Source organism: Nonomuraea sp. NPDC003707, assembly GCF_053587055.1.
This window is the reverse complement of sequence record NZ_JBSFNK010000011.1, coordinates 22,127-46,965: the sequence shown is the minus strand read 5'-3', so window position 1 is coordinate 46,965 and position 24,839 is coordinate 22,127. Positions and strand designations below refer to the sequence as shown.

Annotated in this window: 22 protein-coding genes; 13 read left to right on the top strand and 9 right to left on the bottom strand. The window is 72.6% G+C overall.

Annotated elements, in window-relative coordinates; all coding sequences use genetic code 11:
- The first annotated feature begins 1 nt into the window (after position 1).
- The 4 genes from ACWDRB_RS28070 to ACWDRB_RS28055 all read left to right on the top strand — a co-directional run bounded on the left by ACWDRB_RS28070 (position 2) and on the right by ACWDRB_RS28055 (position 6,373).
- Positions 2–1,048 (top strand): DUF917 domain-containing protein, encoded by a 1,047-nt coding sequence (locus ACWDRB_RS28070; protein ID WP_449898480.1) that lies wholly within the window; start codon positions 2–4, stop codon positions 1,046–1,048.
- Positions 1,045–2,607 carry a PucR family transcriptional regulator gene (locus tag ACWDRB_RS28065; RefSeq protein ID WP_449898478.1) on the top strand — a complete coding sequence of 521 codons (1,563 nt, stop codon included), beginning with the start codon at positions 1,045–1,047 and terminating at the stop codon, positions 2,605–2,607. The genes ACWDRB_RS28070 and ACWDRB_RS28065 overlap by 4 nt, the downstream gene beginning before the upstream one ends.
- A 116-nt stretch (positions 2,608–2,723) precedes the next feature.
- Positions 2,724–4,748 carry a hydantoinase/oxoprolinase family protein gene (locus tag ACWDRB_RS28060; protein ID WP_449898476.1) on the top strand — a complete coding sequence of 675 codons (2,025 nt, stop codon included), beginning with the start codon at positions 2,724–2,726 and terminating at the stop codon, positions 4,746–4,748.
- Entirely contained in the window at positions 4,745–6,373 is a 1,629-nt protein-coding gene (locus tag ACWDRB_RS28055) for a hydantoinase B/oxoprolinase family protein (protein ID WP_449898474.1), read from the top strand. Before ACWDRB_RS28060 ends, ACWDRB_RS28055 begins: the two co-directional genes overlap by 4 nt.
- 41 nt (positions 6,374–6,414) lie before the next feature.
- On the opposite strand, the gene ACWDRB_RS28050 is transcribed toward ACWDRB_RS28055, so the two are convergent.
- From ACWDRB_RS28050 to ACWDRB_RS28035, 4 genes are all read right to left on the bottom strand, one after another.
- Positions 6,415–7,719: an MFS transporter gene (locus ACWDRB_RS28050; RefSeq protein WP_449898471.1), complete on the bottom strand. Its 1,305-nt coding sequence runs from the start codon at positions 7,717–7,719 to the stop codon at positions 6,415–6,417.
- Entirely contained in the window at positions 7,716–8,300 is a 585-nt protein-coding gene (locus ACWDRB_RS28045) for an ArsR/SmtB family transcription factor (RefSeq protein WP_350731975.1), read from the bottom strand. Before ACWDRB_RS28045 ends, ACWDRB_RS28050 begins: the two co-directional genes overlap by 4 nt.
- Positions 8,301–8,423: 123 nt before the next feature.
- Entirely contained in the window at positions 8,424–9,260 is an 837-nt protein-coding gene (locus tag ACWDRB_RS28040) for a metallophosphoesterase family protein (RefSeq protein WP_449898468.1), read from the bottom strand.
- Positions 9,261–9,279: 19 nt separating this feature from the next.
- Positions 9,280–9,621 (bottom strand): hypothetical protein, encoded by a 342-nt coding sequence (locus tag ACWDRB_RS28035; protein WP_449898465.1) that lies wholly within the window; start codon positions 9,619–9,621, stop codon positions 9,280–9,282.
- A gap of 80 nt (positions 9,622–9,701) precedes the next feature.
- On the opposite strand from ACWDRB_RS28035, the gene ACWDRB_RS28030 reads away from it, so the two are divergent.
- Positions 9,702–10,322, top strand: a complete 621-nt coding sequence (locus ACWDRB_RS28030) for a YigZ family protein (RefSeq protein ID WP_355377622.1) — start codon at positions 9,702–9,704, stop codon at positions 10,320–10,322.
- Here ACWDRB_RS28030 and ACWDRB_RS28025 read toward each other — a convergent pair whose 3' ends face one another.
- Positions 10,323–11,552 carry an isochorismate synthase gene (locus tag ACWDRB_RS28025; RefSeq protein ID WP_449898461.1) on the bottom strand — a complete coding sequence of 410 codons (1,230 nt, stop codon included), beginning with the start codon at positions 11,550–11,552 and terminating at the stop codon, positions 10,323–10,325.
- Positions 11,553–11,769: 217 nt separating this feature from the next.
- Between ACWDRB_RS28025 and ACWDRB_RS28020 the strand changes: the two genes are divergently transcribed.
- Positions 11,770–12,603 (top strand): GDSL-type esterase/lipase family protein, encoded by an 834-nt coding sequence (locus ACWDRB_RS28020; RefSeq protein WP_449898458.1) that lies wholly within the window; start codon positions 11,770–11,772, stop codon positions 12,601–12,603.
- Positions 12,604–12,611: 8 nt separating this feature from the next.
- On the opposite strand, the gene ACWDRB_RS28015 is transcribed toward ACWDRB_RS28020, so the two are convergent.
- Complete coding sequence (locus ACWDRB_RS28015; protein WP_449898455.1) at positions 12,612–13,325, bottom strand: HNH endonuclease family protein; 714 nt, start codon at positions 13,323–13,325, stop codon at positions 12,612–12,614.
- Positions 13,326–13,397: 72 nt separating this feature from the next.
- Here ACWDRB_RS28015 and crcB (ACWDRB_RS28010) point away from each other — a divergent pair, with 72 nt between their 5' ends.
- The 6 genes from crcB (ACWDRB_RS28010) (at position 13,398) to ACWDRB_RS27985 (ending at position 21,170) form a co-directional block, all read left to right on the top strand.
- Positions 13,398–13,859, top strand: coding sequence for a fluoride efflux transporter CrcB (crcB, locus tag ACWDRB_RS28010; protein WP_364256777.1), 462 nt, complete (start codon positions 13,398–13,400; stop codon positions 13,857–13,859).
- Positions 13,856–14,212, top strand: coding sequence for a fluoride efflux transporter CrcB (crcB, locus tag ACWDRB_RS28005; RefSeq protein WP_355200949.1), 357 nt, complete (start codon positions 13,856–13,858; stop codon positions 14,210–14,212). The genes crcB (ACWDRB_RS28010) and crcB (ACWDRB_RS28005) overlap by 4 nt, the downstream gene beginning before the upstream one ends.
- A 136-nt stretch (positions 14,213–14,348) precedes the next feature.
- The gene (locus tag ACWDRB_RS28000; protein ID WP_449898452.1) at positions 14,349–16,202 is read left to right on the top strand and encodes a GTP-binding protein; all 1,854 of its coding nucleotides are present in this window, start codon (positions 14,349–14,351) and stop codon (positions 16,200–16,202) included.
- An 86-nt stretch (positions 16,203–16,288) separates the two neighbouring features.
- Positions 16,289–16,414, top strand: coding sequence for a hypothetical protein (locus tag ACWDRB_RS27995; protein WP_350731994.1), 126 nt, complete (start codon positions 16,289–16,291; stop codon positions 16,412–16,414).
- 180 nt (positions 16,415–16,594) lie between these two features.
- Complete coding sequence (locus ACWDRB_RS27990; protein ID WP_449898449.1) at positions 16,595–19,699, top strand: S41 family peptidase; 3,105 nt, start codon at positions 16,595–16,597, stop codon at positions 19,697–19,699.
- A 157-nt stretch (positions 19,700–19,856) separates the two neighbouring features.
- On the top strand, positions 19,857–21,170 hold the full coding sequence (locus ACWDRB_RS27985) for a glycosyltransferase family 4 protein (protein ID WP_449898446.1): 1,314 nt from the start codon (positions 19,857–19,859) through the stop codon (positions 21,168–21,170).
- Positions 21,171–21,182: 12 nt separating this feature from the next.
- On the opposite strand, the gene ACWDRB_RS27980 is transcribed toward ACWDRB_RS27985, so the two are convergent.
- From ACWDRB_RS27980 to wrbA, 3 genes are all read right to left on the bottom strand, one after another.
- Complete coding sequence (locus tag ACWDRB_RS27980) at positions 21,183–22,103, bottom strand: S1C family serine protease (protein WP_397370138.1); 921 nt, start codon at positions 22,101–22,103, stop codon at positions 21,183–21,185.
- Positions 22,104–22,184: 81 nt separating this feature from the next.
- Positions 22,185–23,618: an MFS transporter gene (locus ACWDRB_RS27975; RefSeq protein ID WP_449898442.1), complete on the bottom strand. Its 1,434-nt coding sequence runs from the start codon at positions 23,616–23,618 to the stop codon at positions 22,185–22,187.
- On the bottom strand, positions 23,615–24,274 hold the full coding sequence (wrbA, locus tag ACWDRB_RS27970) for an NAD(P)H:quinone oxidoreductase (RefSeq protein WP_449898439.1): 660 nt from the start codon (positions 24,272–24,274) through the stop codon (positions 23,615–23,617). Before wrbA ends, ACWDRB_RS27975 begins: the two co-directional genes overlap by 4 nt.
- Before the next feature lie 79 nt (positions 24,275–24,353).
- Here wrbA and ACWDRB_RS27965 point away from each other — a divergent pair, with 79 nt between their 5' ends.
- Positions 24,354–24,839, top strand: a complete 486-nt coding sequence (locus ACWDRB_RS27965) for a MarR family winged helix-turn-helix transcriptional regulator (protein WP_449898436.1) — start codon at positions 24,354–24,356, stop codon at positions 24,837–24,839.

Below are 24,839 nucleotides of genomic sequence, written 5' to 3'. Positions count from 1 at the left end.
CATGAACCCGCGCGGGGCCGTGATGATCGACGAGGACGGGCTCGCGCGGCTCTCGGCGGGGGCGAGGATGTTCGCGACCGGGGCGGCGGAGTCGGCGCACACCCTCACCCTCGACTGGGCGGGCTCGCTGATCGGGCCGGGCGTCGAACTGGTGACGGCCGAGAAACTGGCGCCGGACACGTTGTGCGTGGCGGTCAGCCTGGTCGGGTCCACGACCGCGCTGGGGGAGCAGCTGCCGAGGGGTGACGAGCCCGCCCGTGCCGTGCGGGCGCTGGAGCGCAGGCTGGGGGAGCGGGCCGGGGCCGTGGTCGCGCTCAACCTGGCCGCCGAGAACGCCCTCGTCCCGCTCATCGCGGCGGCCCAGCTGGGGGTGCCGCTGGTGGACGGCGACGGCACGGGGCGGGTGTTCCCGCTGCTGGAGCAGACGACGTACGCGCTGGGCGGGATGAGCCCGGCGCCCCTGGCGCTGGCGGGCGGATCGGGCGAGCTGGTGCTGCTGGAGACGGCCGGCGACCGGGTGGAGGAGCTGATGCGCCCCGTCGTGCTGTCGGTCGGCGGGTGGGCGGTGGCGGCCTGCTACCCGATGGCGGCCGGCGACCTGGCGCGGGTGCTCGTGCCCGGGACGGTGAGCCTGCTGCTGCGGGCGGGCGAGCCCGGCGCGCCCCGCTCGACCGCGGCGCCGTTCGGCGTGCGGACCCTGTGCAGGGGACGGATCCTGACGGTGGAGGGCAGCACCGGGCACGGCGCCGACGTGTCGCTGCCGTCGTTGCCGTCGAGCATCGTGGTGCAGGAGACGGAGGGGCTGCGCCGGCTGGTACGGCTGGAGGCCCACAACGAGATCGTGCTCGCCCTGGCCGACGGGGCCGCGGTGGCGATGACGCCGGACCAGATCTGCATGATCTCCACGGCCGACGGGATGGTCGTGGACGTCGACAAGGCGGTGCCCGGCCTGGAGGTGGACGTCATGGTCGTGAAGGCCGCACCGGTGTGGCACACGGATCGGGGGCAGCGGCTGGGCGGGCTGCAGGCGTTCGGGATCCCGCTGTGACGGGGCCGCGGGCGGGGTGGGAGGCGCCGGTCACGGTGGCCGAGCTGGTCAACGCCGGGCCGCTGGCCGGGGCCAGGATGTACGGCTCGGGCGAGAACCCCGTGCACCAGGTGCGGATCGTGGACGAGCTGTCGGTGTTCGGGACGGTGGCGCCGCACACGGCGGTGGTCCTCATCGGGACGGCGGCCAGCGGCGGGTGGGCCGTCGAGATGGCCACCCGCCGGGCGTGGGAGCAGGCGGCGGCGTGTGTGATCGCGCCGGCCGGCGGGCTGGGCGAGGGCTCCGGCGAGGTGCTGGCGGAACGGCTCGGCGTCACGCTGATCTTCGTGGACGAGGATCCCCTCATCGTCGCGGTCCGGATCGCCTCGGCCGCCGCCCGCCCCGAGGCGGCCCGCACCCAGCTCGTGGCCCGCTGCGCCACCCGCCTGGCCGAGGCCGGGCCCTCGGCCCGCCGCGTGCTGGGCGTCCTGAACGCCGAGCTGCCCGGCACCTCGGTGACCCTCATCGACCGGTACGGCCGGCACCTGGCCGGGGCCCGCGCCGTCGACCGGCCGGGCATCGCTCGCCTGAGCACGGAGGTCCAGGACGCCGATGGCCGAGGGCCGGGCCGCGACGGGCCGCCCGAAGGGGGTGCCCGGGTAGGTGGTGGGGTGGGGGCGCGGTGGTCGGCCGAGGTGGAGGTGCCCGATCTGGACGGCGGCGTGCTGGGCACGCTCGTGGCCGGCGGGTCGTCCCGGTCGCCCGGATGGCCCGCGGCCGTCCGTACCGTGCTGAGGCTGGCGGTGGCCCCGCTGACCGCCTGGGCCGCGCAGGAGCGGCTGCGCGCCTCCCGCGACTTCGCCCTGCGGCGCGCCCTCGCCGAACGCCTGCTCGCCGACGCCCAGCAGGAGCCCGGGGAGCCCGGGGAGCCGGAGGAGGGCGGGGCGAGGGCGGAGGCGATCGCGCTGGGCTGGCCCGTCGAGGGCGCGCTGACCGCCTACCAGGTCCGGCCGACGGCGGAGGCGGGTGACGCCGCGCTGGCCGGGACGCTCATCGCCGCGGCCGTTGGCCAGGTGCCCGTGCTGCCGCGCGGCGACGGCTGGGCGGGATGGTCGGCGCTGGACCCCGGCGAGCTGGCCGAACGCCTCAGCCGCTGCCTGCGGACGATGCCCTGGCCGTGCGCCGCCGGGGTCGGCGCGCAGGTGGAGGGCCTGCGGTCGGTCGAGGAGTCGCTGCTGGGAGCCGAGGCGGCGGCGTTCGTGTCGGGACCGGGCACGGTGGCGCGAGCGGATCGGATGGGCCCGGCCGAGCTGCTGGGCGCGCTGCCCACCGGCGTCCTGCGCACCCCGGCCACCGTCGTGCTGCGGCCGCTGCTGGCGGTCGACAAGGACGGCACGCTGCTGGAGACGCTGGCCGCGGTCCTGGACGAGGGCGGCGCCTTGAAGGCGGCCGAGCGGCTGGGCGTGCACCGCAACACGATCACGACCCGTCTGGAGCGCATCAAGTCCGCGGGCTTCGACCTGGACGACGCCGCCACCCGCCTGGCTCTGCAACTCGCCTGCCACGTCCTCCTCCGCTGAGCCCGCCGACCGCCCTTCCGACGGGGTCGCCGACCGGGCGGGATGCACTGGCGGGGGCCTCCTCCTGTGCGGGCCGCACATGCGGGCGGCGCCCGCGTCGGCGTACGGTGCAGCGCATGAGCTATCGCGTCGCCATGGACATCGGCGGCACCTTCACCGACGTCGTCTGCTACGACGAACGCAGCGGGACGGTCACCGCCTCGAAGGCGCCCACCACTCCGGGAGACCTGGCCGAGGGGGTGTTCGCCGCGCTGGGCCGGGTCGTCGAGGATCCGGCCGAGATCTCGTTCTTCGTGCACGGCACCACCCAGGGGCTCAACGCGCTGCTGGAGCGCAAGGGCGCCCGGGTGCTGCTGCTGGCCGGCCGGGGCGGCCGGGACGTCTACCAGATCGCCAGGGGCAACCGCGACCGCATGTTCGACCTGCGTTACCGCAAGCCCGCGCCGCTGGTCCCGCGCCAGGACGTCATGGAGGCCGGCGGCCGGCTCGACTACCTGGGGCGCGAACTCCAGCCGCTCGACGAGGAGTCGGTGCGGGCGGCGGGGCGGCGCGCGCGGGAGGAGGGGTTCGACGCGGTGGCCGTGTGCCTGCTGTTCTCCTACGCGAACCCGGCGCACGAGCTGCGGGCCGGCGAGATCCTGCGCGCGGAGCTGGGCGACGACGTGCTGGTCGTGCTCTCCCATGAGGTGGCGCGGGAGTGGCGCGAGTACGAGCGGACCTCGTCGGCGGTGCTGGAGGCGTACACCGGGCCCGTGGTGCGCCGCTACCTGGCCAGGATCGAGCGGCGCTTCGCCGAGCGGGGGCTGGCCGTGCCGGTGCACGTGATGCAGTCGTCGGGCGGGCTGGTGAACGCCTCCTACGCGATGCGCAGGCCGTTGCAGACGCTGCTGTCCGGGCCGGTGGGCGGCACGATGGGCGGGGTCGCGGCGGCCCGGTTCATGGGCAGGGAGAACGCCATCTGCATCGACATGGGCGGGACGTCGTTCGACGTGTCGCTCGTGGTGAACGGGCGGCCGGACGTCAGCGCGGAGGCCCGCATCGAGGGCTACCCGGTGCTCATGCCCATCGTGAACCTGCACACGATCGGCGCGGGCGGCGGCTCGATCGCGTACGCCGAGGCGGGCGCGCTGCGGGTCGGGCCCGAGTCGGCCGGGGCCCTGCCCGGGCCGGCCTGCTACGGCAGGGGCGGCACCCGGGCCACGGTCACCGACGCGAACGTGGCGCTCGGCCGGGTGGACCCGGCCTGGTTCGCGGGCGGGCTGATGACGCTGGACGTGGAGGCGGCGGGCACGGCGGTGGCCACGCTGGCCGACGAGCTGGACATGGATCCGCTGCTGCTGGCCGAGGGGATCTGCGACGTGGCCAACGCCAAGATGGCGCAGGCGATCCGTACGCTGACCGTGGAGCACGGGATCGAGCCGCGGGAGTTCGCGCTGGTGGCGTTCGGGGGCGCGGGGGCGATGCACGCCGTGTTCATCGCGCGCGAGCTGGGGATCTCCGAGGTGGTGGTGCCGCGCTTCCCGGGGGCGTTCTCGGCGTGGGGGATGCTGGAAGCCGACGTACGCCGGGATCTGACGCATCCGTACTTCCGGTCGCAGGACACGCTCGATGGCCCCGACATGTCCCGAAATTTCGTGACTTTGGAGGAAGATGCCCTGGCGGCGCTCTCCGCCCAGGGCGTTCCAGAGGAGCGGCACCGGGTCGAGCACGCCGTGGACATGCGCTACGAGGGCCAGGACTACACGCTGACCATCCCGCTGCGCGACGCGGCCGAGCCCGCCGAACCCGGATTCCTGGAGACGATCGCGGCCCGCTACGCCGAGGCGCATACCGGCCGCTACGGGCACGCCACCCCGGAGGCGCCGGTGGAGTTCGTCATGCTGCGCAGCACCGGGCTCGGCTCGTTCCCGCGCACCGCCGCCGCCGCGCAGGAGGCCCCCGAGGAGCAGGCGGCGTACGTACGGGATGTGATCTTCGACGGGGCCGTGCACAGCACCCCGGTGCTGCGGCGCTCCAGCCTCGACGGCGAGCTGGCCGGGCCCGCGATCGTGGTCGAGGAGACCGCGACGACGGTCATCCCGCCCGGCTGCGTGGCCACCGTGGACCCCAACGGCTTTCTCATCGTGAAGGTGAACTTGTGATCGACCCCGTCACCACGGAGATCATCCGCTGCGCGCTGCTGCAGGCGGCCGAGGACATGAACACCACCCTCATCCGCAGCTCCTACACCCCCGTCATCTACGAGGCCAAGGACTGCGCGGTCGCGCTGCTCGACCGCGACCACAACGTGCTGGGCCAGTCGTCCGGGCTGCCGATCTTCCTGGGCAACCTGGAGGTGTGCACCCGCGAGACCGAGCGCCTGTACGGGCGGGAGGTCTGGCAGGAGGGCGACGTGTGGGTGCTCAACGACTCCTACATCGGCGGCACCCACCTCAACGACGTCACGGTCTACGGGCCGATCTTCGTGGACGGGGAGCTGGCCGGTTTCGCGGCGTCGCGGGCGCACTGGCTGGACGTCGGCTCCAAGGACCCGGGCGGCTCCATGGACTCCACGTCGATCTTCCAGGAGGGCCTGCGGATGGGCCCGGTCAAGGTGTACGCGGGCGGCGCGCCCTGCCGCGACCTGCACGAGGTGATCGCCCGCAACGTACGCTTCCCGCACGCCACGCTCGGCGACCTGCGCGCCCAGGTGAGCTGCGCCATGACGGGCCAGCGGCGGCTGAAGGAGATCGTGTCCCGGTGGGGCCTGGACACGGTGCTGGCCGCCCGCGACGAGATCTTCGCCCAGACCGAACGCATGGAACGCGCGGCCATCGCGGCCATCCCCGACGGCGTCTACGAGGCCTCCGGCTTCCTCGACAACGACGGCATCGACCTCGGCACCCCGCTGCCGGTCAACGTCACGGTCGCGGTGTCGGGCGAGTCGATGCACGTCGACCTGACCGACTGCGCCGACCAGGCGCTCGGCCCGGTCAACTGCGGCGCGGCCCAGGCCGTGGCCGCCGTCCGCGTCGGCTACAAGCTGCTGGTCTCGGGCGACGTGCCGCTGAACGGCGGCTCGTTCCGCCCGCTGTCGGTCGAGACCCGGCCCGGCTCCATGCTGGCCGCCGAGTCGCCCGCCGCCTGCCAGTACTACTACTCGCACCTGGGGCTGCTCATCGACCTGGTGGTCAAGGCGCTGGCGCCGGTGCTGCCGGACAAGTCGGCCGCGGCCTCGTACGGGGACTCGATGATCGTGCAGTTCACCGGCACGGACCCGCGTACCGGCAAGCTGTACGTCTCCCAGGAGGCCACGGTCGGCGGCTGGGGCGCCTGGGACGGCGGCGACGGCGAGACCTGCCTGATCAACAACGTCAACGGCGCGCTGCGGGACATGCCCATCGAGGTGCTGGAGACGTTGTTCCCGGTCCGGGTGCGCCGCTACGAGATCCGCCCCGACACCGGCGGCGCCGGTCAGTGGCGGGGCGGGAACGGGGTGGTGCGCGAGTACGAGTTCTGCGGGGACACCTCGCTGTCGCTCTGGTTCGAGCGCTCGGTGACCCCGGCCTGGGGCCTGGCGGGCGGCGAACCGGGCGCGCCGCCCCACGTCACCCTCAACCCGGGCACCCCGGACGCCCGCGAGATGCTCAAGGTGAACGCGCTGCCGGTCACCGCGGGGGACGTGCTGCGCTGCGAGTCGGGCGGTGGCGGCGGCTACGGCCCCGCCGCCCGCCGCTCCCACACCGCCACGGCCACCGACCTGTCCCAGGGCCTGACCACCCGCTGACCGCGGAACCTGGGGGAGCGGGCTGATCGGGGCGGCGGCCGTCACCCGCTGGAACGTCCCGCCGTACCGGCGCTGCCCTCTGGCGCCGGTACGGCGGGAGGGCCGTGGCCGCGCAGCCGGTCCATCTCGCGCCACTCGGGACGCAGCCCGGTCAGGCTCGTGACCAGCGCGTAGGCGATCCCGCACGCCAGCAGCACCGGCGCCAGCCCGGCCGCCGTCACCGCCGCCCCGCCCAGCAGCCCGCCCAGCGGGATGCCGGCCCACATCACCGCACCCTGCAGCGCGCCCACCCGGCCCAGGAGGTGCCGGGGCACGCGCTCGTACGAGATCGCGCTCAGGATCGGGTTCAGGAACCCGCCGCTGAACCCGATCACCACGGACGCCGCCACCAGCCCCCACACCGGCATGTCCACGGCGAACATGAGGAACTTCGGCGGCCCGCCGAGCAGGAACGCCACGAAGAACACCGGCCTGCGCCGCATCCGGTGCGCCACCGCGGCGGCCACCAGGCTGCCCCCGACCGAGGCCAGCCCGAGCACGCTGACGCTCAGCCCGAGGACGGCGGGCCCGTGGCCGGACTCCATGGCCCACACGGGCGCGAGCACCTGGCTCCAGGCCGCGTCCAGCAGGTTCGTGGCGGCGATCATGACGATCACCGCGAGCAGCAGCGGCTCGCCGCGCAGGAACGCGAAGCCCTGGCCGAACCGCCGCCAGTAGCCCTCCTCCTCTTCGTGCGCGGGGGCGTCGGGCGCACGGTGCCCGAGGTCGCGTGGCAGCACCACGGCCACGACCACCGATCCGAGCGCGAACAGGGCGGCGCTGACGCCCAGGCCGGACAGCGAGCCGAGCAGCGTCACCATCGCGCCGCCCAGCCCCGGCCCCACGGTCACGGCCAGCCGCTCCGTCACGCCCATCAGCCCGGTGGCCCGCTCCAGCGGCACCCGCCCGCGCTCGGCCGCCTCCGGAATCATGATCTCCTTGGCCAGGTCGCCCGGCCCGCGGGCCGCGCCGATCACCGCCACCAGCGCGACGATCACGCCCAGCGGCAGCAGGCCGAGCGCGTGCAGCACGACCATCGCGGCGGCGGCCGAGGCGCTCACGACGTCGGCGACCCACGAGATCCGGCGCGGCCCCGCCCGGTCCACGAGCGGCCCCGTCAGCGCCTTGACCAGCACGTACGGCGCCATCTCCGCGAACGCCACCAGCCCCGTCCACACCGCGCTGCCGGTGCTCGTCAGCACGAACCAGGGCAGCGCGATGGCCGAGACCCGCGTCCCGGTCGTCGACACGGCGATGGCCGCCAGCAGCCCGGCCATCGGCCGTAAGGACCCGCGCGGCTCCATCATGCCTCCTCAGGGTCGTCCAGCTCGGGGATGACCTGCGTCATCAGGTAGACCCGGACCGCGTCCGCCGGCGCCTCGTCGCCGTCGCGCCGGTAGCGCGCGAAGAGCTCCGTCAGGTCTGCCCGCAGCCGAAGCGCCTCCTCCGGGGTGAGGCGGAACGGGACGGCGCTGAGGTCGAGCACGCCGCGCCACGGCTGCGGCATGGTCTGCAGCTCGTTGAGCGCCTGCTGGGTGCGCAGGTTGTAGAGGGCGGCGATGGACTGCATGTACGCCAGCACCGCCTCCGGCTCCCGGTCGGACAGGCCGCCCTCGTCGGTGAGCCGGGTCGTCCGGTGGACCGAGCGCCACCAGCGCTCCCGCGCGTTGCCGCGTTCGGTGTCCTCCTCCACGAACCCGGCGGCGCCGAGCCTGCGCAGGTGGTAGCTGGCCGTGCCCGAGTTCACCCCCAGGCGCTCGGCCAGGCGGGTGGCGGTGGACGGGCCGTGCTTGCGCAGCAGGTCGACGAGCTGCACCCGCAGGGGGTGGGCGAGCGCGCGCAGGCCCTTGGCGTCGAGGACGACCACGCTGTCAGGGGATGGCGTCATGATGCGAAGCCTAAACCGCAAACACTTCTTCGCAAACACTTCTTCGCGAAGAAGTGTTTGCGGTTCACGGAAGAGACCGCCGACGGCGCCAAGCCGGGGCGGTGGTCTGCGAGGGTGGGGCCGCTAGGTGACGATCACGTCGCGCAGGAGCTTGCGGCCGCCCGGCCTGCGCCGCCACTCACGGGGGTAGCCGAGCGACACCTCCTCGAAGCGCACGCCGTCGTACCAGGTGACGCGGGGGATGTGGAGGTGGCCGTAGATCATGGCGGCGGTCGGGTGGCGCGTGTGCCAGTCCCTGGTGGCGGTCGTGCCGCACCACTGGGCGAACTCCGGGTAGCGCAGGACGTCGGTCGGCTCGCGTACCAGGGGATAGTGGTTGACGAAGACCAGCGGCACGTCGTCCAGCCCGGCCAGCCGCCGCCTGGTCAGCTCCACCCGGGCCCGGCACCACGCCTCGCGGCTCGGGTACGGGTCGGGGTGCAGGAGATACTCGTCGGTGCAGACCACACCGGTGCTGTGCGCGTACGCGAGCGCGCTCGCCTTGGTGAGATGGCCGGCCGGCAGGAACGTGTAGTCGTAGAGCAGGAACAGGGGCACGATCCGGACCGGCCCGCCCGCTCCCTCCCACACCGGATAGTCGTCCTCCGGCGTCACCACGCCCAGCTCGCGGCACATGGCGACGAGGTGGTTGTAGCGGGCCACGCCCCGCAGCTCCGGCGGGTCTCCCGGCGGGGTCCACAGCTCGTGGTTGCCCGGCACCCAGACCACCCGCTCGAACCGCGCGGCCAGCAGGCCCAGCGTCCGGGCGATGTCCTCCAGCCGTTCGCCGACGTCGCCCGCGACCAGCAGCCAGTCGCCGGGGTCGTCCGGTTTCAGCTCCTGGACGATGGCCCGGTTCTCCTCGTAGCCGACGTGCAGATCGCTGACGGCCAGCAGCCTGCTCCCGCCTTCGCTGGGCAAGGGACGTCCCTCCTTCGCGTCAGAGGACGGGGGCGTTGTCCTCTGCCACGATCATGCCATCCGTCATCCTGGGCAACATGGCCGCGACCTCGCGGGCCAGGTGCGGGTCGGCGCGGAACGCCTCCATGATCGCCAGTTTCAACGCCGCGCGGCTCGGCTCGTCGTCCGGCTTGGCGCTCGCCATCGTCTCGATCACCTGTCTGGACGCGGCGTCACCGCGGCCGAAGACCCGCTGCAGGATGCGGGTGCCGCGGGCCACGGCCGTGTCGGCGGCCAGCTCGCGGGTCTTGGCCAGCACACTCACGCCGTAGGCGTCGATCGCCGACGAGACGAAGGGCATGAGGCCGTTCACAGTGTCCATGAGACCCTCCCTTAGGTCCTGACGGAATGACGAGATGGTAGCTTCCGGAGTTCGTCCGGCAAGGGCATAACCTGTCGAATGTGCCTGCGCCGTACCTGACCCTCACCTCCGTCGTCGAGCACGAGACGGAGGCGAAGCGCTCCCGGTTCATCTGCGCGCTGGCGCCCGCGCGCAGCGTCGAGGAGGCGGTCGCGTTCATCGGGGAGCGGCGGCAGAAGCATCCCGGCGCCACCCACAACTGCACCGCGTACGTCGTCGGGCAGCGCGTCCAGAAGGGCGACGACGACGGCGAGCCGGGCGGCACGGCGGGCACGCCGATGGTGCAGGCCCTGGTGGGCAGGGGGTTCAGCGACGTGGTGGCGGTGGTGACCCGCTATTTCGGCGGCACCCTGCTGGGGGCGGGCGGGCTGGTGCGGGCCTACGGCTCCGCCGTGACCGAGACCCTCGACCGGGCCGAGCCGGTGCGGATGGTGCCGGCCCGCGTCGTGCGCGTCGCGGTGGCCCACGACCAGGCCGGGCGGGTCGAGAACGACCTGCGGGCCTCGCGCCATCCGGTGCGCGAGGTGACGTACGCGGGCGAGGTCACCTTCGCCGTCTCCGTGGGCGAGGACGAGGTGGCGCCGTTCGCCGACTGGGTGGCGACGCTGACGGCCGGGCGGGCGCGCGTGGACGTGGGCGAGGAGATCCACGTCCCCGGCTGATCAGCCCTCCAGCGCGTACTGCATGACCCTGAACTTGGCCTGGGCCTCGGCCAGCTCGGCCGCCGGGTCGGAGTCGCCCATGATGCCGCCGCCCGCGAACAGGCGGGCCCGGCGGCCCTGCACGAGCCCCGAGCGCAGCGCGATGCCCCACTCGCCGTCGCCGTGGGCGTCTATCCATCCGACGGGCCCGGCGTAGCCGGCCCGGTCCATGCCCTCCAGCTCGCGGATGACCTCGATCGCGGTGGGGGTGGGGGTGCCGCCGACGGCGGCCGTCGGGTGCATGGCGGCGACCACGTCGAGGACGGAGGCCCCGTCGGCCAGCCGCCCGGTGACGTGGCTGGCCAGGTGCTGGACGTTGGGCAGCATCAGCAGCTCGGGCTCGTCCGGCGTCTCCAGCGAGGCGCAGAGGGGGGCGAGCGTCTGGCGGACCGAGGCGATGGCGCACTCGTGCTCGTGGCGGTCCTTGGGCGAGGCCAACAGCGCGGCCCCGCGGGCGAGGTCGTCGGCCGGGCCGGTGCCGCGCGGGGTGGTGCCGGCCAGCACGAGCGACTCGATCTCCTGGCCCGTACGCCTGATCAGCAGCTCGGGCGTGGCCCCCACCAGCCCCGCGACCGAAAACGTGTAGCACTCGGGATAGCGCCGGGCCAGCCGGGTGAGCAGCAGGCGCACGTCGATGGGCCGCTCGGCGGTGGCGACCAGGTCGCGCGCCAGCACGACCTTCTCCAGCTCGCCCTCGCGGATGCGCTTGGCGGCCCTGGCCACGACGTGCTCCCACTCGGGGGCGCTCAGGCTGCCGTCGCCGTAGCTGATGCGGCCGGGGTCGCGGATGGGGGAGAACGTCTCCAGCGGCGCGTCGCCGATCGTGGTGAGCCAGGCGTGGCCGTCGCGGCGGGCCAGCACGGCGCGCGGGACGACGAGGACGGAGCCATGGGCGTCCTCGTCGAAGGTGAAGCTGCCGAAGGCGACCGGGCCGGAGCCGGGGGTGCGCACGGCGTCGTCGACGTGGGCGTCGCCGAACACGGTGGCCAGCCACTGGCGGGCCCAGGCGAACCGGCCCGGGCCCGGGGGCACGGCCACCCGTGCGGCCTGACCCCAGCCGACCAGGCCCTCGCCGTTCCTGACCCAGGCGTACGGGGCGGTCCTGGGCAGGGATGCCAGCAGGTCGCCCGGGTCGCCGACAGGGGTGGTGCGAACCGGTAGCGGGCGGGTTGTTCCGAGCGCGACACTCACCCAAGACACTCTATGCGGGAACTGAACACGTTCGACTCAGACCCCCGTGAATGCGAGGTTACGGTCAACGAACCCGGATAAAACCAGACGTTGAGCTGCATTTACCCCATCCTGATCAGGTCTGGGCTGTCAAGCGGCGATATGAAGTCGGTCCTGAAATCACAGACGTGGCCCGTACGTCATGGCCGGTCACTGATCCGCTTCCTACCTTGGGTCCATGATCGGTCGCCTGGGCTCAGTCCTCGCCGCAACGCTGCTCGTCTCCGCCACAGGTCCGGCGCAGGCCGCCGCGGCACAGCCCGTCCCCGAGATCATGGCCGCGCTCGGCGACTCCATCTCCACCGGCTTCAACGCGTGCGGCTTCTACGTCTCCTGCATCCCGCGCTCGTGGTCCTCCGGCGACAATGCCGGGGTGAACAGCCACTACCTGCGCCTGTCGGCCATGTCTGGAACGCTCCAGCAGCACAACCTCACCTTCGCCGTCCCCGGGGCCACCAGCGCCGACCTGCTCGGCCAGGTGCGCAAGGCCGTCGAGGCCAAGGCCGACTACGTCACGATCCTGATCGGGGCCCAGGACGCGTGCGTGCGCACCGAGCAGGCCATGACGCCCGTCGAGACGTACCGGCGGCGGATGGACGCGGCGCTGGCCGAGCTGCGGGCCGGCATGCCCGCGGCCCGGGTGTTCATCGCCAGCATCCCCGACCTGCGGCGGCTCTGGCAGGTGGGCAAGACCGTCCCGCTCGCCCGCACGTTCTGGACGGCCGGCCACATCTGCCAGTCCATGCTCGCCCAGCCCACCTCGACCAAGCGCGCCGACGTCGAGCGCCGCCAGCGGGTGCGGGCACGGGTCATGGCCTACAACCGCACGGCGGCCCAGGCGTGCGCCAGGTTCGGGCCCGGCTGCCGCACCGACGGGGGCGCGGTGTTCGCCTACCCGTTCACGCTCGATCACGTCAGCAAGTGGGACTACTTCCACCCGAACATGGACGGGCAGCGGATCCTGGCCGAGCAGACGTTCGGGCACGGCTTCACCTGGGAGGACCCGCGCTAGCGGCCCAGTCAACGGCACTGGGCCAGCATCATCCTCTTGTCCGCCGCGGTGACGGGCACGTTGTACTTGAGCGCGACCTGCGCGAAGCGGGTGACGTACGCGCAGCGGACGCGCCGCTGCGGCGGTAACCAGCCCGCCGGGCCGGAGGCGTCCTTCTGCTCGTTGGCGTAGCCGGCCACGGGCAGCAGGTTCAGCGGGTCGTTGGCGAAGTCGAGCCGCTTGGACATCCGCCAGCGCGGCGCGCCCATGCGCCACGCGTAGTTCAGCGGCACCACATGGTCGACCTGCACCTCGTCCGGGTTGTCCTTGTGCCAGTGAATGGTCCGGCCGGTGTAGGGGTCGCTCAGCTCCATGGAGACGACCTCGCAGCTGGAGCCCGACCGGTATTTCACGTTCCGGCCGTCGCGGGCCAGCAGGTCGTCGCGGGTGCGGCAGCCGTTGCGCGCGTACGGCACCCCACTCGCGGTGTCGGCCCAGTTGTCGCCGTACCGGGTGCGCTCGTAGCCGGTGTTGGAGCCGAGCCCCTTGACGCGCACCCGTTTGATGAGGTCGCGTGCCTTGCCCTTGTCGGCGTCCGAGATGATGGGTGCCAGACCGGGCCGCGTCCCGCTGGTGTTGCCCAGCGGGCTGGTCGCCGTGGCCGGAGAGGTCTTGGCGCCGCCGACGAAGGAAACGACGATGATGGCTCCCGCTAGAAGGGCGATGGCGTCCTTCGTGCTCAAGCAGGCCTCCGAACATCAAAGGTTGTCTAGAGAAATTCCCGGCATCCGGTGTTTTGACACGGGGAGGGTTATGTGACTGATCGTCCGATCGACCCGGACGTCGATCTCCACATCCCGGCGCAGCGCGCCGAGCTGCACTGGCCCGTGCTCGCCGCGATCGCGGCCGGGGGCGCGCTGGGCGCGCTCGCGCGTTTCGGCCTGCAGTCGGCGCTGCCGTCCGGGCCGGCGGACTTCCCCTGGGCGACCTTCCTCATCAACGTGTCCGGGTGCCTGCTGATCGGCGTGCTCATGGTGATGATCACGGAGGTGCGGCAGGCGCACCGCCTCGTGCGGCCGTTCCTGGGGGTGGGGGTGCTGGGCGGGTACACGACGTTCTCCACGTACGCGGTGGACATCCAGCGGGCGGTCGCGGCGGGGGCGCCGCTGACGGGGCTGGTCTACCTGGCGGCCACGCTGGTGGCGGCGGTGGCGGCCGTGGTGGCGGGCATGTGGCTGACCAGGCGGATCGCCGGGATGCTGGCGGGCGTGCGATGACGGTGCTGCTCATCGTCCTCGGGGCGGCGCTCGGCGCGCCGCTGCGCTATCTCGCGGACCGGGCCGTGCAGGCGCGCCACGACACGGTGTTCCCGTGGGGGACGCTGACGGTGAACGTGGCCGGCTCGGCGCTGCTGGGCTTCCTGGCCGCGCTGCCCGCCGCCGGCGGGGTGATGGCGTTGCTGGGCACCGGGTTCTGCGGGGCGCTGACCACGTACTCGACGTTCGGGTACGAGACGGTGCGGCTGGTGGAGGAGGGCGCGCGCTTCCACGCGGTGGCCAACGCGGCCGCCAGCGTGGTGGCCGGGCTGGGCGCGGCCTACTGCGGGGTGGCCCTGGCGCAGGCCCTGTAAATGGTTCGCGGGTGCCCCCGCCGCGATGGCAGGATGGCCCGGCAACCGTCCGCCGACGATCAGGAGCATGAGATGCGGTGCCTCGGAATCTCCCAGCGCCCCATTGGCACGAGAGTTCCCGAGGACTTCCAGCACCGTGCACATCCTGAGCATCGGCATCCTCGCGCACGTAGACGCGGGCAAGACCAGCCTCACTGAGCGGCTGCTTTTCGAGACCGGGGTCATCGACCGGCTCGGCAGCGTGGACGAGGGCAGCACACAGACCGACTCCGGCGAGATCGAGCGCCGTCGCGGCATCACCATCCGCACGGCCGTCGCCTCCTTCAGCCTGGGCGACCTGCGGGTCAACCTGGTCGACACACCCGGCCACGCCGACTTCGTGGCCGAGGTGGAGCGCGCGCTCGGCGTGCTCGACGGCGCCGTGCTGGTGCTGTCGGCCGTCGAGGGCGTGCAGCCGCACACCCGGGTCCTGATGAAGACCCTGCGCCGGCTGCGCCTGCCCACGCTGATCTTCGTCAACAAGATCGACCGGGCCGGGGCCAGGGAGCGGGAGCTGCTGGCCGACATCCGGCGGCGGCTCTCGCCGTACTGCGTGGCCCTGAACACCGTGCGGCACCTCGGCTCCAAAGCGGCCGTCACCGCCGGCGTCGCCTCGCCCGAGGCGGCGGCCGAGGTGCTGGCCGAGCGGGACGACGGGCTGCTGGAGCTGCTCGTCGAGGGCAAGACGCCCGACTTCGGCCAGGTACGCGCGGCGCTGGCGCGGCAGTGCGCCGCCGGGCAGGCGCATCCGGTGCTGTTCGGCTCGGCGCTGACCGGGCAGGGCGTCGGCGAGCTGCTCGACGCCGTCCACCTGCTGCCCGCCGTGACCCAGCCGGCCGGGGACCGGGAGGAGGCGGCGCGGGCGACGGTGTTCGCGATCGAGCGCGCCCCGTCCGGGGAGAAGGTCGCCTACCTGCGGGTACGCGCGGGCGCGCTGCGAGCGCGCGAGCACCTCACCTTCCACCGGGGGCGGGACGCCTATGACGGCAGGCTGACCGCGCTGGCCGTCGCCGGCTCCCCCGGGCGGCGGCAGGCGGTGGCCGGGGACATCGTCAAGGTCTGGGGCGTGCCCGAGATCCGCGTCGGCGACCACTTGGGGGAGCCCGGGCCCGCGCACCAGGCCCATTTCACCCCGCCCAGCCTGGAGACCGTGGTACGGCCCCGCGTCCCCGGCCAGGAGCCGCGCCTGCACGCCGCGCTGCTCGCGCTGGCCGAGCAGGACCCGCTGATCGGCACCCGCACCCTGACCGGCGGCGAGACCTCGGTCCTGCTGTACGGGGAGGTGCAGAAAGAGGTCATCGGCGAGACCCTGGCCAGGGACTTCGGCGTCGAGGCGCTCTTCGAGCCGAGCCGGCCCGTCTACTTCGAGCGCCCGTCGGGCACCGCGGAGGTCGTCGAGGAGATCCAGCGCCACGGCCGCAACGAGTTCCTGGCCACCGTGGGCCTGCGCGTCGATCCGGGGCTGAAGGGCTCCGGCGTCGGCTACCGGCTGGAGGTCGATCTCGGCTCGCTGCCGCTGGCCTACCACCGGGCCATCGAGGAGAGCGTGCGCCAGGCCCTGGGCGAGGGCCCGCACGGCTGGCCGGTCACCGACGTGCTCGTCACGGTGACCAGGACCGGCTACGCCCCGCCCCTCACGGTCGCGGCCGACTTCCGCGGCCGCGCCCGGGTCGTGCTCATGCGGGCGCTGCGCCTGGCGGGCACCACCGTGTACGAGCCGTGCCACCGGTTCGAGCTGGAGGTGCCGCCGGAGACGTTCAGCGCGGTCACCGCCAGGCTCGCCGCACTGGGCGGTGAGCTCCACGACACCGGCAGGCGCGACGACACCTGGGTGCTGGAGGGCGAGATCCCGGCGGCCGCGGTGCACGAGGTCGAGCGGCGGCTGCCGGGGCTGTCGCACGGAGAAGGGGTCTGGTGGTCCGCGCCGGCGGGTGATCGACCGGTCCGGTAGGTGGTATGTCGGGTTTCCTGGCTAGATGGGTATTAAGTGGCACAGTGCACCATTCCGGTGCGCATGTCCGTACAGGGGGGAATCCCATGGCAGACACGAAGAAGAAACCCGCCGCCAAGTCCGGCAAGTCGAAGAAGCAGGCCATCAAGACCAGCAGGCAGACCAAGGAGACGAAGCGGGAGACCCGCAAGTCGCCCTCCGGCGAGGAGTGACCCGGACGGGGCAGCGGTGGCCCGGCTGCCCGGGCCGGCGACCAGGCGGTCGCGGGGGGAAGTTCTTGGCCGCCGGTCGGGACGACCGGGCAGTTGTGGCGAAATGTCTGACCCGGGTGATGTGATCTGACAGCCGGGGGCGCGCGCCCTCGGCTGTCGGCTCGACCAGGAGTGGCTCTCATGTCCGGCTACCTGCGCTTTCCCGCCGTCTTCCAGGACGTGGTCGTCTTCGCCGCCGAGGACGACCTGTGGATGGTGTCCGCCCAGGGCGGGCGGGCCTTCCGGCTGACCGCGGGGCTCGCCGAGGCGGGCTATCCGCGCATCTCGCCGCGCGGTGACCAGCTCGCGTTCGTCGGCCGCGAGGAGGGCCCGGAAGAGGTGTACGTCATGCCGTCCGACGGCGGCGCCGCCCGCCGGGTCACCTTCCACGGCGCGCGCTGCACGGTCACCGGCTGGGACCCCGAAGGGCGCATCCTGTACGCCAGCGACGCGGCCCAGCCGTTCGAGGCGCGCAAATGGCTGCACCGCGTCGAGCCCGGCGGGGTCCCTGAGCGGCTCCCGTACGGCCCGGCCAACTCGATCGCGTACGGGCCAGAAGGCATGATCGTGCTCGGCCGCAACACCGCCGACCCGGCGCGGTGGAAGCGCTACCGCGGCGGCACCGTCGGCGACCTGTGGATCGACCCGCGCGGCGACGGCGAGTTCCGGCGGCTGATCAGGCTGCCGGGAAACCTGGCCTCGCCCTGCTGGAGCGGCGGCCGGGTGTGCTTCATCTCCGACCACGAGGGCGTCGGCAACGTCTACTCGTGCGCCCCCGACGGCCAGGACCTGCGCAAGCACACCCACCACGACGACTACTACGCGCGCAACCTGTCGGGCGACGGGCACCGGCTGGTCTACCACGCCGGCGCCGACCTCTACCTGCTCGACCCCGGAGAGCCGGCGCACCGGCTGGACGTGCAGCTGGCCAGCTCCAGGACGCAGCGCAACCGCAGGTTCGTCGACCCCGCTGACTACCTCGACGGCGCCACCCTCAGCCCCGACGGCAGCGCGCTGGCCGTCACCGCGCGCGGCAAGGCGTACGCGATGGCCGACTGGGAGGGGCCGGTGACCCAGCACGGCTCGCCCGACGGGGTCCGCTACCGGCTCCTGACCTGGCTCAACGACGGCACCCGGTTGATCGCGGCGGCCAGCGACGACCGCGACGAGGAGCGGCTGGTCGTCCTCGAAGGCCACGAGGGCGGCGGCGGCACGGAGGTGGCCAGGCTGGGGCGGATCACCGCGCTCGTCCCCGACCCGGTCCACGACCGGGTGGCCGTCGTCAACCACCGCCACGAGCTGCACCTGCTCGACCTGGTCACCGGGCGGCCGGCGCTGGTGGAGGCCAACCCGCACGGCTCGCCCGAGGACCCGGCGTGGTCGCACGACGGGCGGTGGCTGGCGTACTCGAGCCCGCTCAACGCCCAGTCCAGCGCGATCAAGCTGCACCACCCCGAGACCGGGCGGACGCTGCAGGCCACGGAGCCGGTGCTGCAGGACGCGATGCCGGCGTTCGACCCGCAGGGCCGCTACCTCTACTTCATCGGCCAGCGCACCTTCTCGCCGGTCTACGACCAGCTCCAGTTCGACCTGGGCTTCCCGCTGGGCACACGCCCGTACGCGGTGGCGCTGCGGGCGGACGCGCCCGACCCGTTCATGCCCCTGCAACGGCCCCTGGGGGAGGACGAGGAGGACGGCGACGAGCCGGAGCCGCTGCAGGTCGACGTCGACGGGCTGACCCGGCGCGTCACCCAGTTCCCGCTGCCCGAGGGCCGCTACGAGAAGGTGGCCGGGCTCAAGGGCAAGGCGCTGATCCTGACCAGCCCGCTCGAAGGCGAGAGCTCGCTGCACCTGTTCGACTTCGCCAAGGGCAAGAAGGTGCACTTCGCCGACGGCGTCACCGACTTCGAGCTGGGCCGCGACCACAAGACGCTGCTCTACCGCGCGGACTCCAGGCTGCGGGTGGTCAAGGCGAACGAGGCGCCCGAGGACGAGGAGGCGCCGGGGCGGGAGAGCGGGTGGATCGACCTGTCGCGGATCAAGGTGTCGGTCTGCCCGGAGGCGGAGTGGCGGCAGATGTTCCGGGAGGCGTGGCGGCTGCAGCTGGAGAACTTCTGGAGCGAGGACATGGCGGGCGTCGACTGGCCGGCCGTCTACGACCGCTACCGGCCGCTGGTGGAGCGGGTCACGACCCGGGGCGAGTTCTCCGACCTGCTGTGGGAGCTGCACGGCGAGCTCGCCACCAGCCACGCCTTCGAGAGCGGCGGCGAATATCGTCCCGGGCCCGACTACACGCAGGGCAAGCTGGGCGTCGACTGGGACTACCGCGACGGCGTCTACCACATCCGCTCCATCGTGACCGGTGACCCGTGGGATCCGGAGGCGACCTCGCCGCTGAACCGGCTCGGTGTCGACGTACGTACGGGCGACGCGGTCCTGGCCATCAACGGCGCGCCCATAGGCGAGGCCGCGACCCCGAACGAGCGCCTGGTCAACCAGGCCGGCGAGGAGGTCGAGCTGACGCTGCGGCGGGAGGACCAGGTGTGCACCGTCACCGTGCGCGCCATCTCCGACGAGCGGCCGGCCCGCTACCGCGACTGGGTCAACCTCAACCGTGCCGAGTGCCACCAGCGCTCCGGCGGCCGGGTGGGCTACCTGCACGTGCCCGACATGGGGCCCGACGGGTTCGGGGAGTTCCACCGCGGGCTCCTGGCCGAGTACGACCGGCAGGCGCTCATCGTGGACGTGCGCTTCAACGGCGGCGGCAGCGTGTCGGCGCTGCTGCTGGAGAAGCTGGCCAGGCGGCGGCTCGGCTACGACTATCCGCGGTGGGGCGACCCGGAGCCGTACCCGCCGGAGTCGCCGCGCGGGCCGCTGGTGGCGATCACCAACGAGTGGGCGGGCTCCGACGGCGACATCTTCAGCCACACCTTCAAGGTGCTGAAGCTGGGGCCGCTGGTCGGCAAGCGCACCTGGGGCGGCGTCATCGGCATCTGGCCGCGCCACCAGCTCGCCGACGGCACGGTGACGACGCAGCCGGAGTTCTCCTTCGCCTTCGACGACGTCGGCTGGCAGGTCGAGAACTACGGCACCGATCCCGACATCGAGGTGGACATCACCCCGCAGGACTACGCCAGGGGCGTGGACACGCAGCTCGAGCGGGCCATCGACGTCGCGCTGGAGCTGCTGGCCGAGCGTCCGCCGCACACTCCCGATCTCCGGCATCGGCCGCGCATGCAACCTTAGTGACGTTACAGGCGTCTAAGGATCATAGGTGGGGAAAGCGCATAGGGGATGAACACGTGCACTCCGCCGAAGCGAGACAATAGGCCGGTGGCGAGATTCCTCGTCACCGGCCATGTGTGTTGAGACTTCTTCCGGGTGACAAAGGGGGATCTGTCAGGTGCGCGCATTGGCACGCAAAGGCAAGTCGGCGGTGCGCCGACTGTATCGGGGGTACAACCGGCGCAAGACACTCAACGCGCCGCCGCCTTCGACGCGGAAGATCCGCATTCTGCTGCTGCACGCGTACGGGATGGGGGGCACGATCCGGACCGTGTTCAACCTGGCCAGCTACCTGGCCAAGGAGCACGACGTCGAGATCGTGAGCATCCTGAAGGAGGCCGAGGAGCCGTTCTTCCCCATCGACCCGCGGGTGAAGTTCCGATTCCTCGACGACCGGCTCAACCCCAGCGCCGACCCGCTGCGCGCGATGCTGTCGAAGATGCCGAGCCGGATCATCCCCAAGGAGGAGTCGGCCTACCACCGCTTCAACCTGTGGACCGACCTCAAGCTCGCCCGCTACATCCGCTCGCTCGACACCGGCGTGCTGATGGCCACCCGCCCCGGTCTCAACCTGGCGGTGGCCCAGCTGGCGCTGCCCAACGTCATCACGATCGGGCAGGAGCACGTGGCGCTGCGCACCCAGGCCGAGCCGATGCAGGAGCTCATCAAGTGGCGCTACCGCCGCCTCGACGCCCTGGTCACGCTCACCAAGGCCGATCTGCGCGACTATCGTGAGACGTTGCCGAAGAAGCCGAAGAAGCTGACCCGCATCCCCAACGCCGTGCCACCGATGACGGGCGGCATCTCCAAGCTGGACGCCAAGGTCGCCATCGCGGTCGGCCGGATGACGCGCATCAAGGGCTTCCACCGGCTCATCACCGCCTGGGAGACGGTCGCCGCCACCCATCCCGACTGGACGCTGCGCATCTTCGGCGCGGGGCCGCAGGAGGAGAACCTCGCCCAGCAGATCGCGGAGGCGGGGCTGCAGGGCAAGGTCGAGCTGCCCGGACCGACCTCCGACGTGGGGGCCGAGCTGGAGAAGGCGTCCGTCTTCGTGCTCAGCTCGCGTCACGAGGGCTTCCCGATGACGATCCTGGAGGCGATGGGCAAGGGGCTGGCGATCGTCAGCTTCAACAGCCCGCACGGCCCCAAGGAGATGATCACTGACGAGGTCGACGGACTGCTGGTGAAGCCGCGGACCAACGCCAACCTGGCCTCCTCGATCATCCGGGTGATCGAGGACGAGCAGCTGAGGCGGGACCTGGCGGCGGGGGCGCTGGAGACGGCGCTCACGTACGACGTGGACGCGGTGGGGGAGAAGTGGGACGCGCTCCTCAACGAACTCCTGGCCCGCCGCAACGGCACCTACGTCCGCCCCCAACCCGCCGCGGCCTCTCACGCCCCTGGGCCGGACGCCCCGGCTTCTGCCTGAGGCGGCGCGGGCTCAGACGCCGGAGCCGGTGAGCTCCACCGGCTCCGCGATGACATCGACCAGCGCGCCGTTCCGATAGACGGTGATCGGTAACGGCTGCCCGATGGCGTCGGCGAACATCAGCCTTTGCAGGCTCTGCGCGTCCCCCACCGGGTTGCGCCCCGCGCTCAGCACGAGGTCGCCGGAGCGCAACCCGGCCCGGTGGGCGGGCGAGCCCGGCACCACCTCCACCACGCGCAGCGCCCCCGTCTGCCCGGTCCGCCGCCGCAGCGCGTCGGGCAGCGGCGCGGGCGAGGTCACCAGCCCCAGGAACGCCCGCCGTACCCGCCCGTCCCTGATCAGGGCGGCGATGATGGATCGGGTCGTGGCGTTCATGGGGACGGCGAGCCCCACCCCCACCCCGGCCACCGCCGTGTTGATCCCGACGACCCGCGCCTGCGAGTCGGCCAGCGCGCCGCCGGAGTTCCCCGGATTGAGCGCGGCGTCGGTCTGGATGACGTCCTCGATGAGCCGGACGGCCGACCCGCTGCGCGCGGGCAACGACCGTCCGAGCCCCGACACCACCCCGGCCGTCACCGATCCGGCCAGGCCGAGCGGATTGCCCACGGCCACGACGAGCTGTCCCACGACCAGCTCGTCGCTGTCGCCGAGCGTGGCCGGCGGGGGCGTGGCCGTCTGCGCCCTGATCACCGCCAGATCCGACAGCGGATCCCGGCCCACCACGATGAAGTCCCCCGAGCTCCCGTCGGCGAAGGCCACGGTGCCGTCCCGGGAATTGCCGATCACGTGCGCGTTGGTCAGCAGGAACCCGTCGGCGGTGAACACCACCGCGGACCCGCTACCCTGGCCGGCCCGCACGCTGGCCACCTTCGGCAGCAACTCGGCCGCCACGGACGAGACGACGCGCGAGTAAGCGTCGAGTGGATCCGCCATCGTGCACTCCTTTGCTTACAGGATTACACGTTAACTCCACATTCGCCCGCGCGCATTCCAGGCGCCCAAGCATGCGGATCTCTATCGCCCGCGTCGGTGCCGCGGCAGCAGCAGGCTGGCCATCGCGATGGCCAGGCCGAGCCCGGCCGCCATGAGGAAGACCAGGTCGTAGCCGGCGGCGAGGGCGTCGACCGGGGAACTCCCGGCGGCCTCCGACGCGGCGGCCCTGGTGCCGGCGGCCGTCGCGAGCACCGCCAGTCCGATCGATCCCCCTGCCTGACCGGCCGTGTTGGCCAGGCCGCCGACGATCCCCGCGTCGCCCTCGGGAACGTCGGCGGTCGCCACCGCCATGAGGGTGGGGAAGGTCAGCCCGATGCCGACCGCGATGAGCAGGGTGGGGCCGAGCACGCCGGTGATGTAAGCGCTGTCGGCGTGGCCCAGGGAGAGCCAGCCGAAACCGGCCAGGAAACAGGCGCTGCCGGCCGTCACGAGGGGGCGCACACCCGTTCGCGGCAGCAGGCCCGCGGCCCATCGCGCGATCACCATGAACGTCACCGCCGCGGGAGTCTGCCCGAGCCCGGCCTGAAGCGCGCTGAAGCCGAGGACGTTCTGCAGGAACAGCGACGAGAAGTACCACATCGCGATGGCGATCCCACCGAACAGCAGCAGCATGCCGTTCCCGACGGCCACCCCCCGGATCCTGAACAGCCGCAGCGGCACCATCGGCTGGCCGGCGAAACGCGCCTCCACCACGACGAAGACGCCGAGCAGGAGCAGACCCGCCACCACCGGCCCGGCGACCGGCGCGGACGTCCAGCCATGATCGGCGCTCTGCATGACCCCGTAGATCAGCGCCGCCAGCCCCGCCGTCCCGGTGACCGCGCCGAGGAGGTCGAGCGATCCCCGCCGGCCGGTTCTCGTTCCGGCCAGCGACATCATCGCCACGACGATCAGCACCGCGCCGATCGGCAGGTTGATGAGGAAGACCCACCGCCACGACAGGCCGGTGGTGATGGCGCCGCCCGCGAGCGCGCCGACCATCCCGCCCACACCGCCCGAGGCGGACCACGCGCCGAACGCCTTGGCACGCGCGGTCGGCTCGGTGAAGGAGGTGTTGATCACGGCCAGCGTCGCCGGGGCCATCATGGCGGCCCCGACGCCCTGCGCGACCCGGGCCGCCACCAGGACCTCCGGCGCGGTCGCCAGGCCGCCGGCCAGACTCGCGACGGAGAACGACAACAGCCCGGCGACCAGCATCCGGCGCGGTCCGAACAGGTCGGCGGCACGGCCTCCCAGCAGCATGAAACCGGCGAAGCTGAGCAGATATCCGTTCACCACCCACGCCAGTCCGGTCGCAGTGAAACCGAGTTCTTCGCGGACCGAGGGCAGGGCGACGTTCACGATGGACGCGTCCAGGATGACCATGAACTGGCTGGCACAGGCCAGCGCCAGGACCAGCCAGGGGAGGCCGGCGTACGGCCTGGCCCGCTGGGACGCGTTACTGGTATTTGTCATGACTCGCTGCTCGAGGTCGTCGCGGCCACGCTTTCGCGTGCGGCGGCGTGGCCGTCCCCCAGCAGCCGGATCGTGATCCGGGCCAACCGCCGCCCCTGGTACCTGGCCGCTTCCAGCACTGCGGTGTCCGGCCCGGCTCCGTTCGGGCCGGTCACCGATGACGTGCCGTACGGGTTGCCGCCGGCGCCGTACACGACCGGATCGGTGAACCCAGGCGGCACGATCAGCGCCCCCCAGTGGTAGAAGACGTTGCTCAGCGACAAGATCGTGGCCTCGCTGCCGCCGTGCCGGTTGAACGCCGAGGTGAAGGCCGTCACCGGCTTGTCCGCCAGCACGCCTTCGCGCCACAGCCCGCCGGCCTGGTCGATGAATTGCTTGAGCTGCGCGGCCGGCGCCCCGAACCGCGTCGGCGTCCCGAACGCGAACGCATCCGCCCACGCCAGATCCTCCACCGAGGCCTGGGCGATCGAAGCGGCGGCGTCGGCGTGCCGTCGCCACCGCGGGTCCTGGTCGATCGCGCTGTCGGGCGCCAACTCGGCCACCCGCCGCAGCCGTACCTCGGCCCCGGCCGAGGCGGCGCCCTCGGCGACGGCCTGCGCGAGCGCGTACACGCTGCCTGTCGCGCTGTAGTAGATGACGGCGACCTTCACGGTCATGCCCGGCTCCTCGCTGTCGTGTTAAGATTAATTATGCAGATAACTATTATCTGCATAACTAATCTGTCAAGGAGCGCCCATGGACTTCGAGCAAGCCGACGCCCTCAACCAGGCCATCCGCCTGCTGAGCCTGCGCCACCGGGCCAGGGCCGCGGCGCTGCTCGCCCCGCTCGGCCTGCACCCGGGTCAGGAGGCGCTCCTGCTCGAGCTCGACCGGACCGGCCCGAGGATCCAGGCCGAGCTCAGCGAGGCGCTCGGCTGCGAACCGCCCAGCGTCACACTCATGACCCGCAAGCTCGAAGCCTCCGGCCACATCCGCCGCAGGCCCGCCCCCTCCGACAGGCGCGCCAGCATCGTCGAACTCACCGACAGCGGCCAAGCTCTGGTCGGCCAGGTCAAGCAGCTGTGGTGCGCACTGGCGGAGGAGACCGTGACCGGCCTGCCCGCCGAGACGGTGGCGGCACTACCCGGCATCCTCAACACCTTGACCGGCAACGTGGACACCAGAGCCCACCGCCATGCCCACGCCCGCCGTCCCGGACCGGGCAAGCCCGACCAGCGCTAA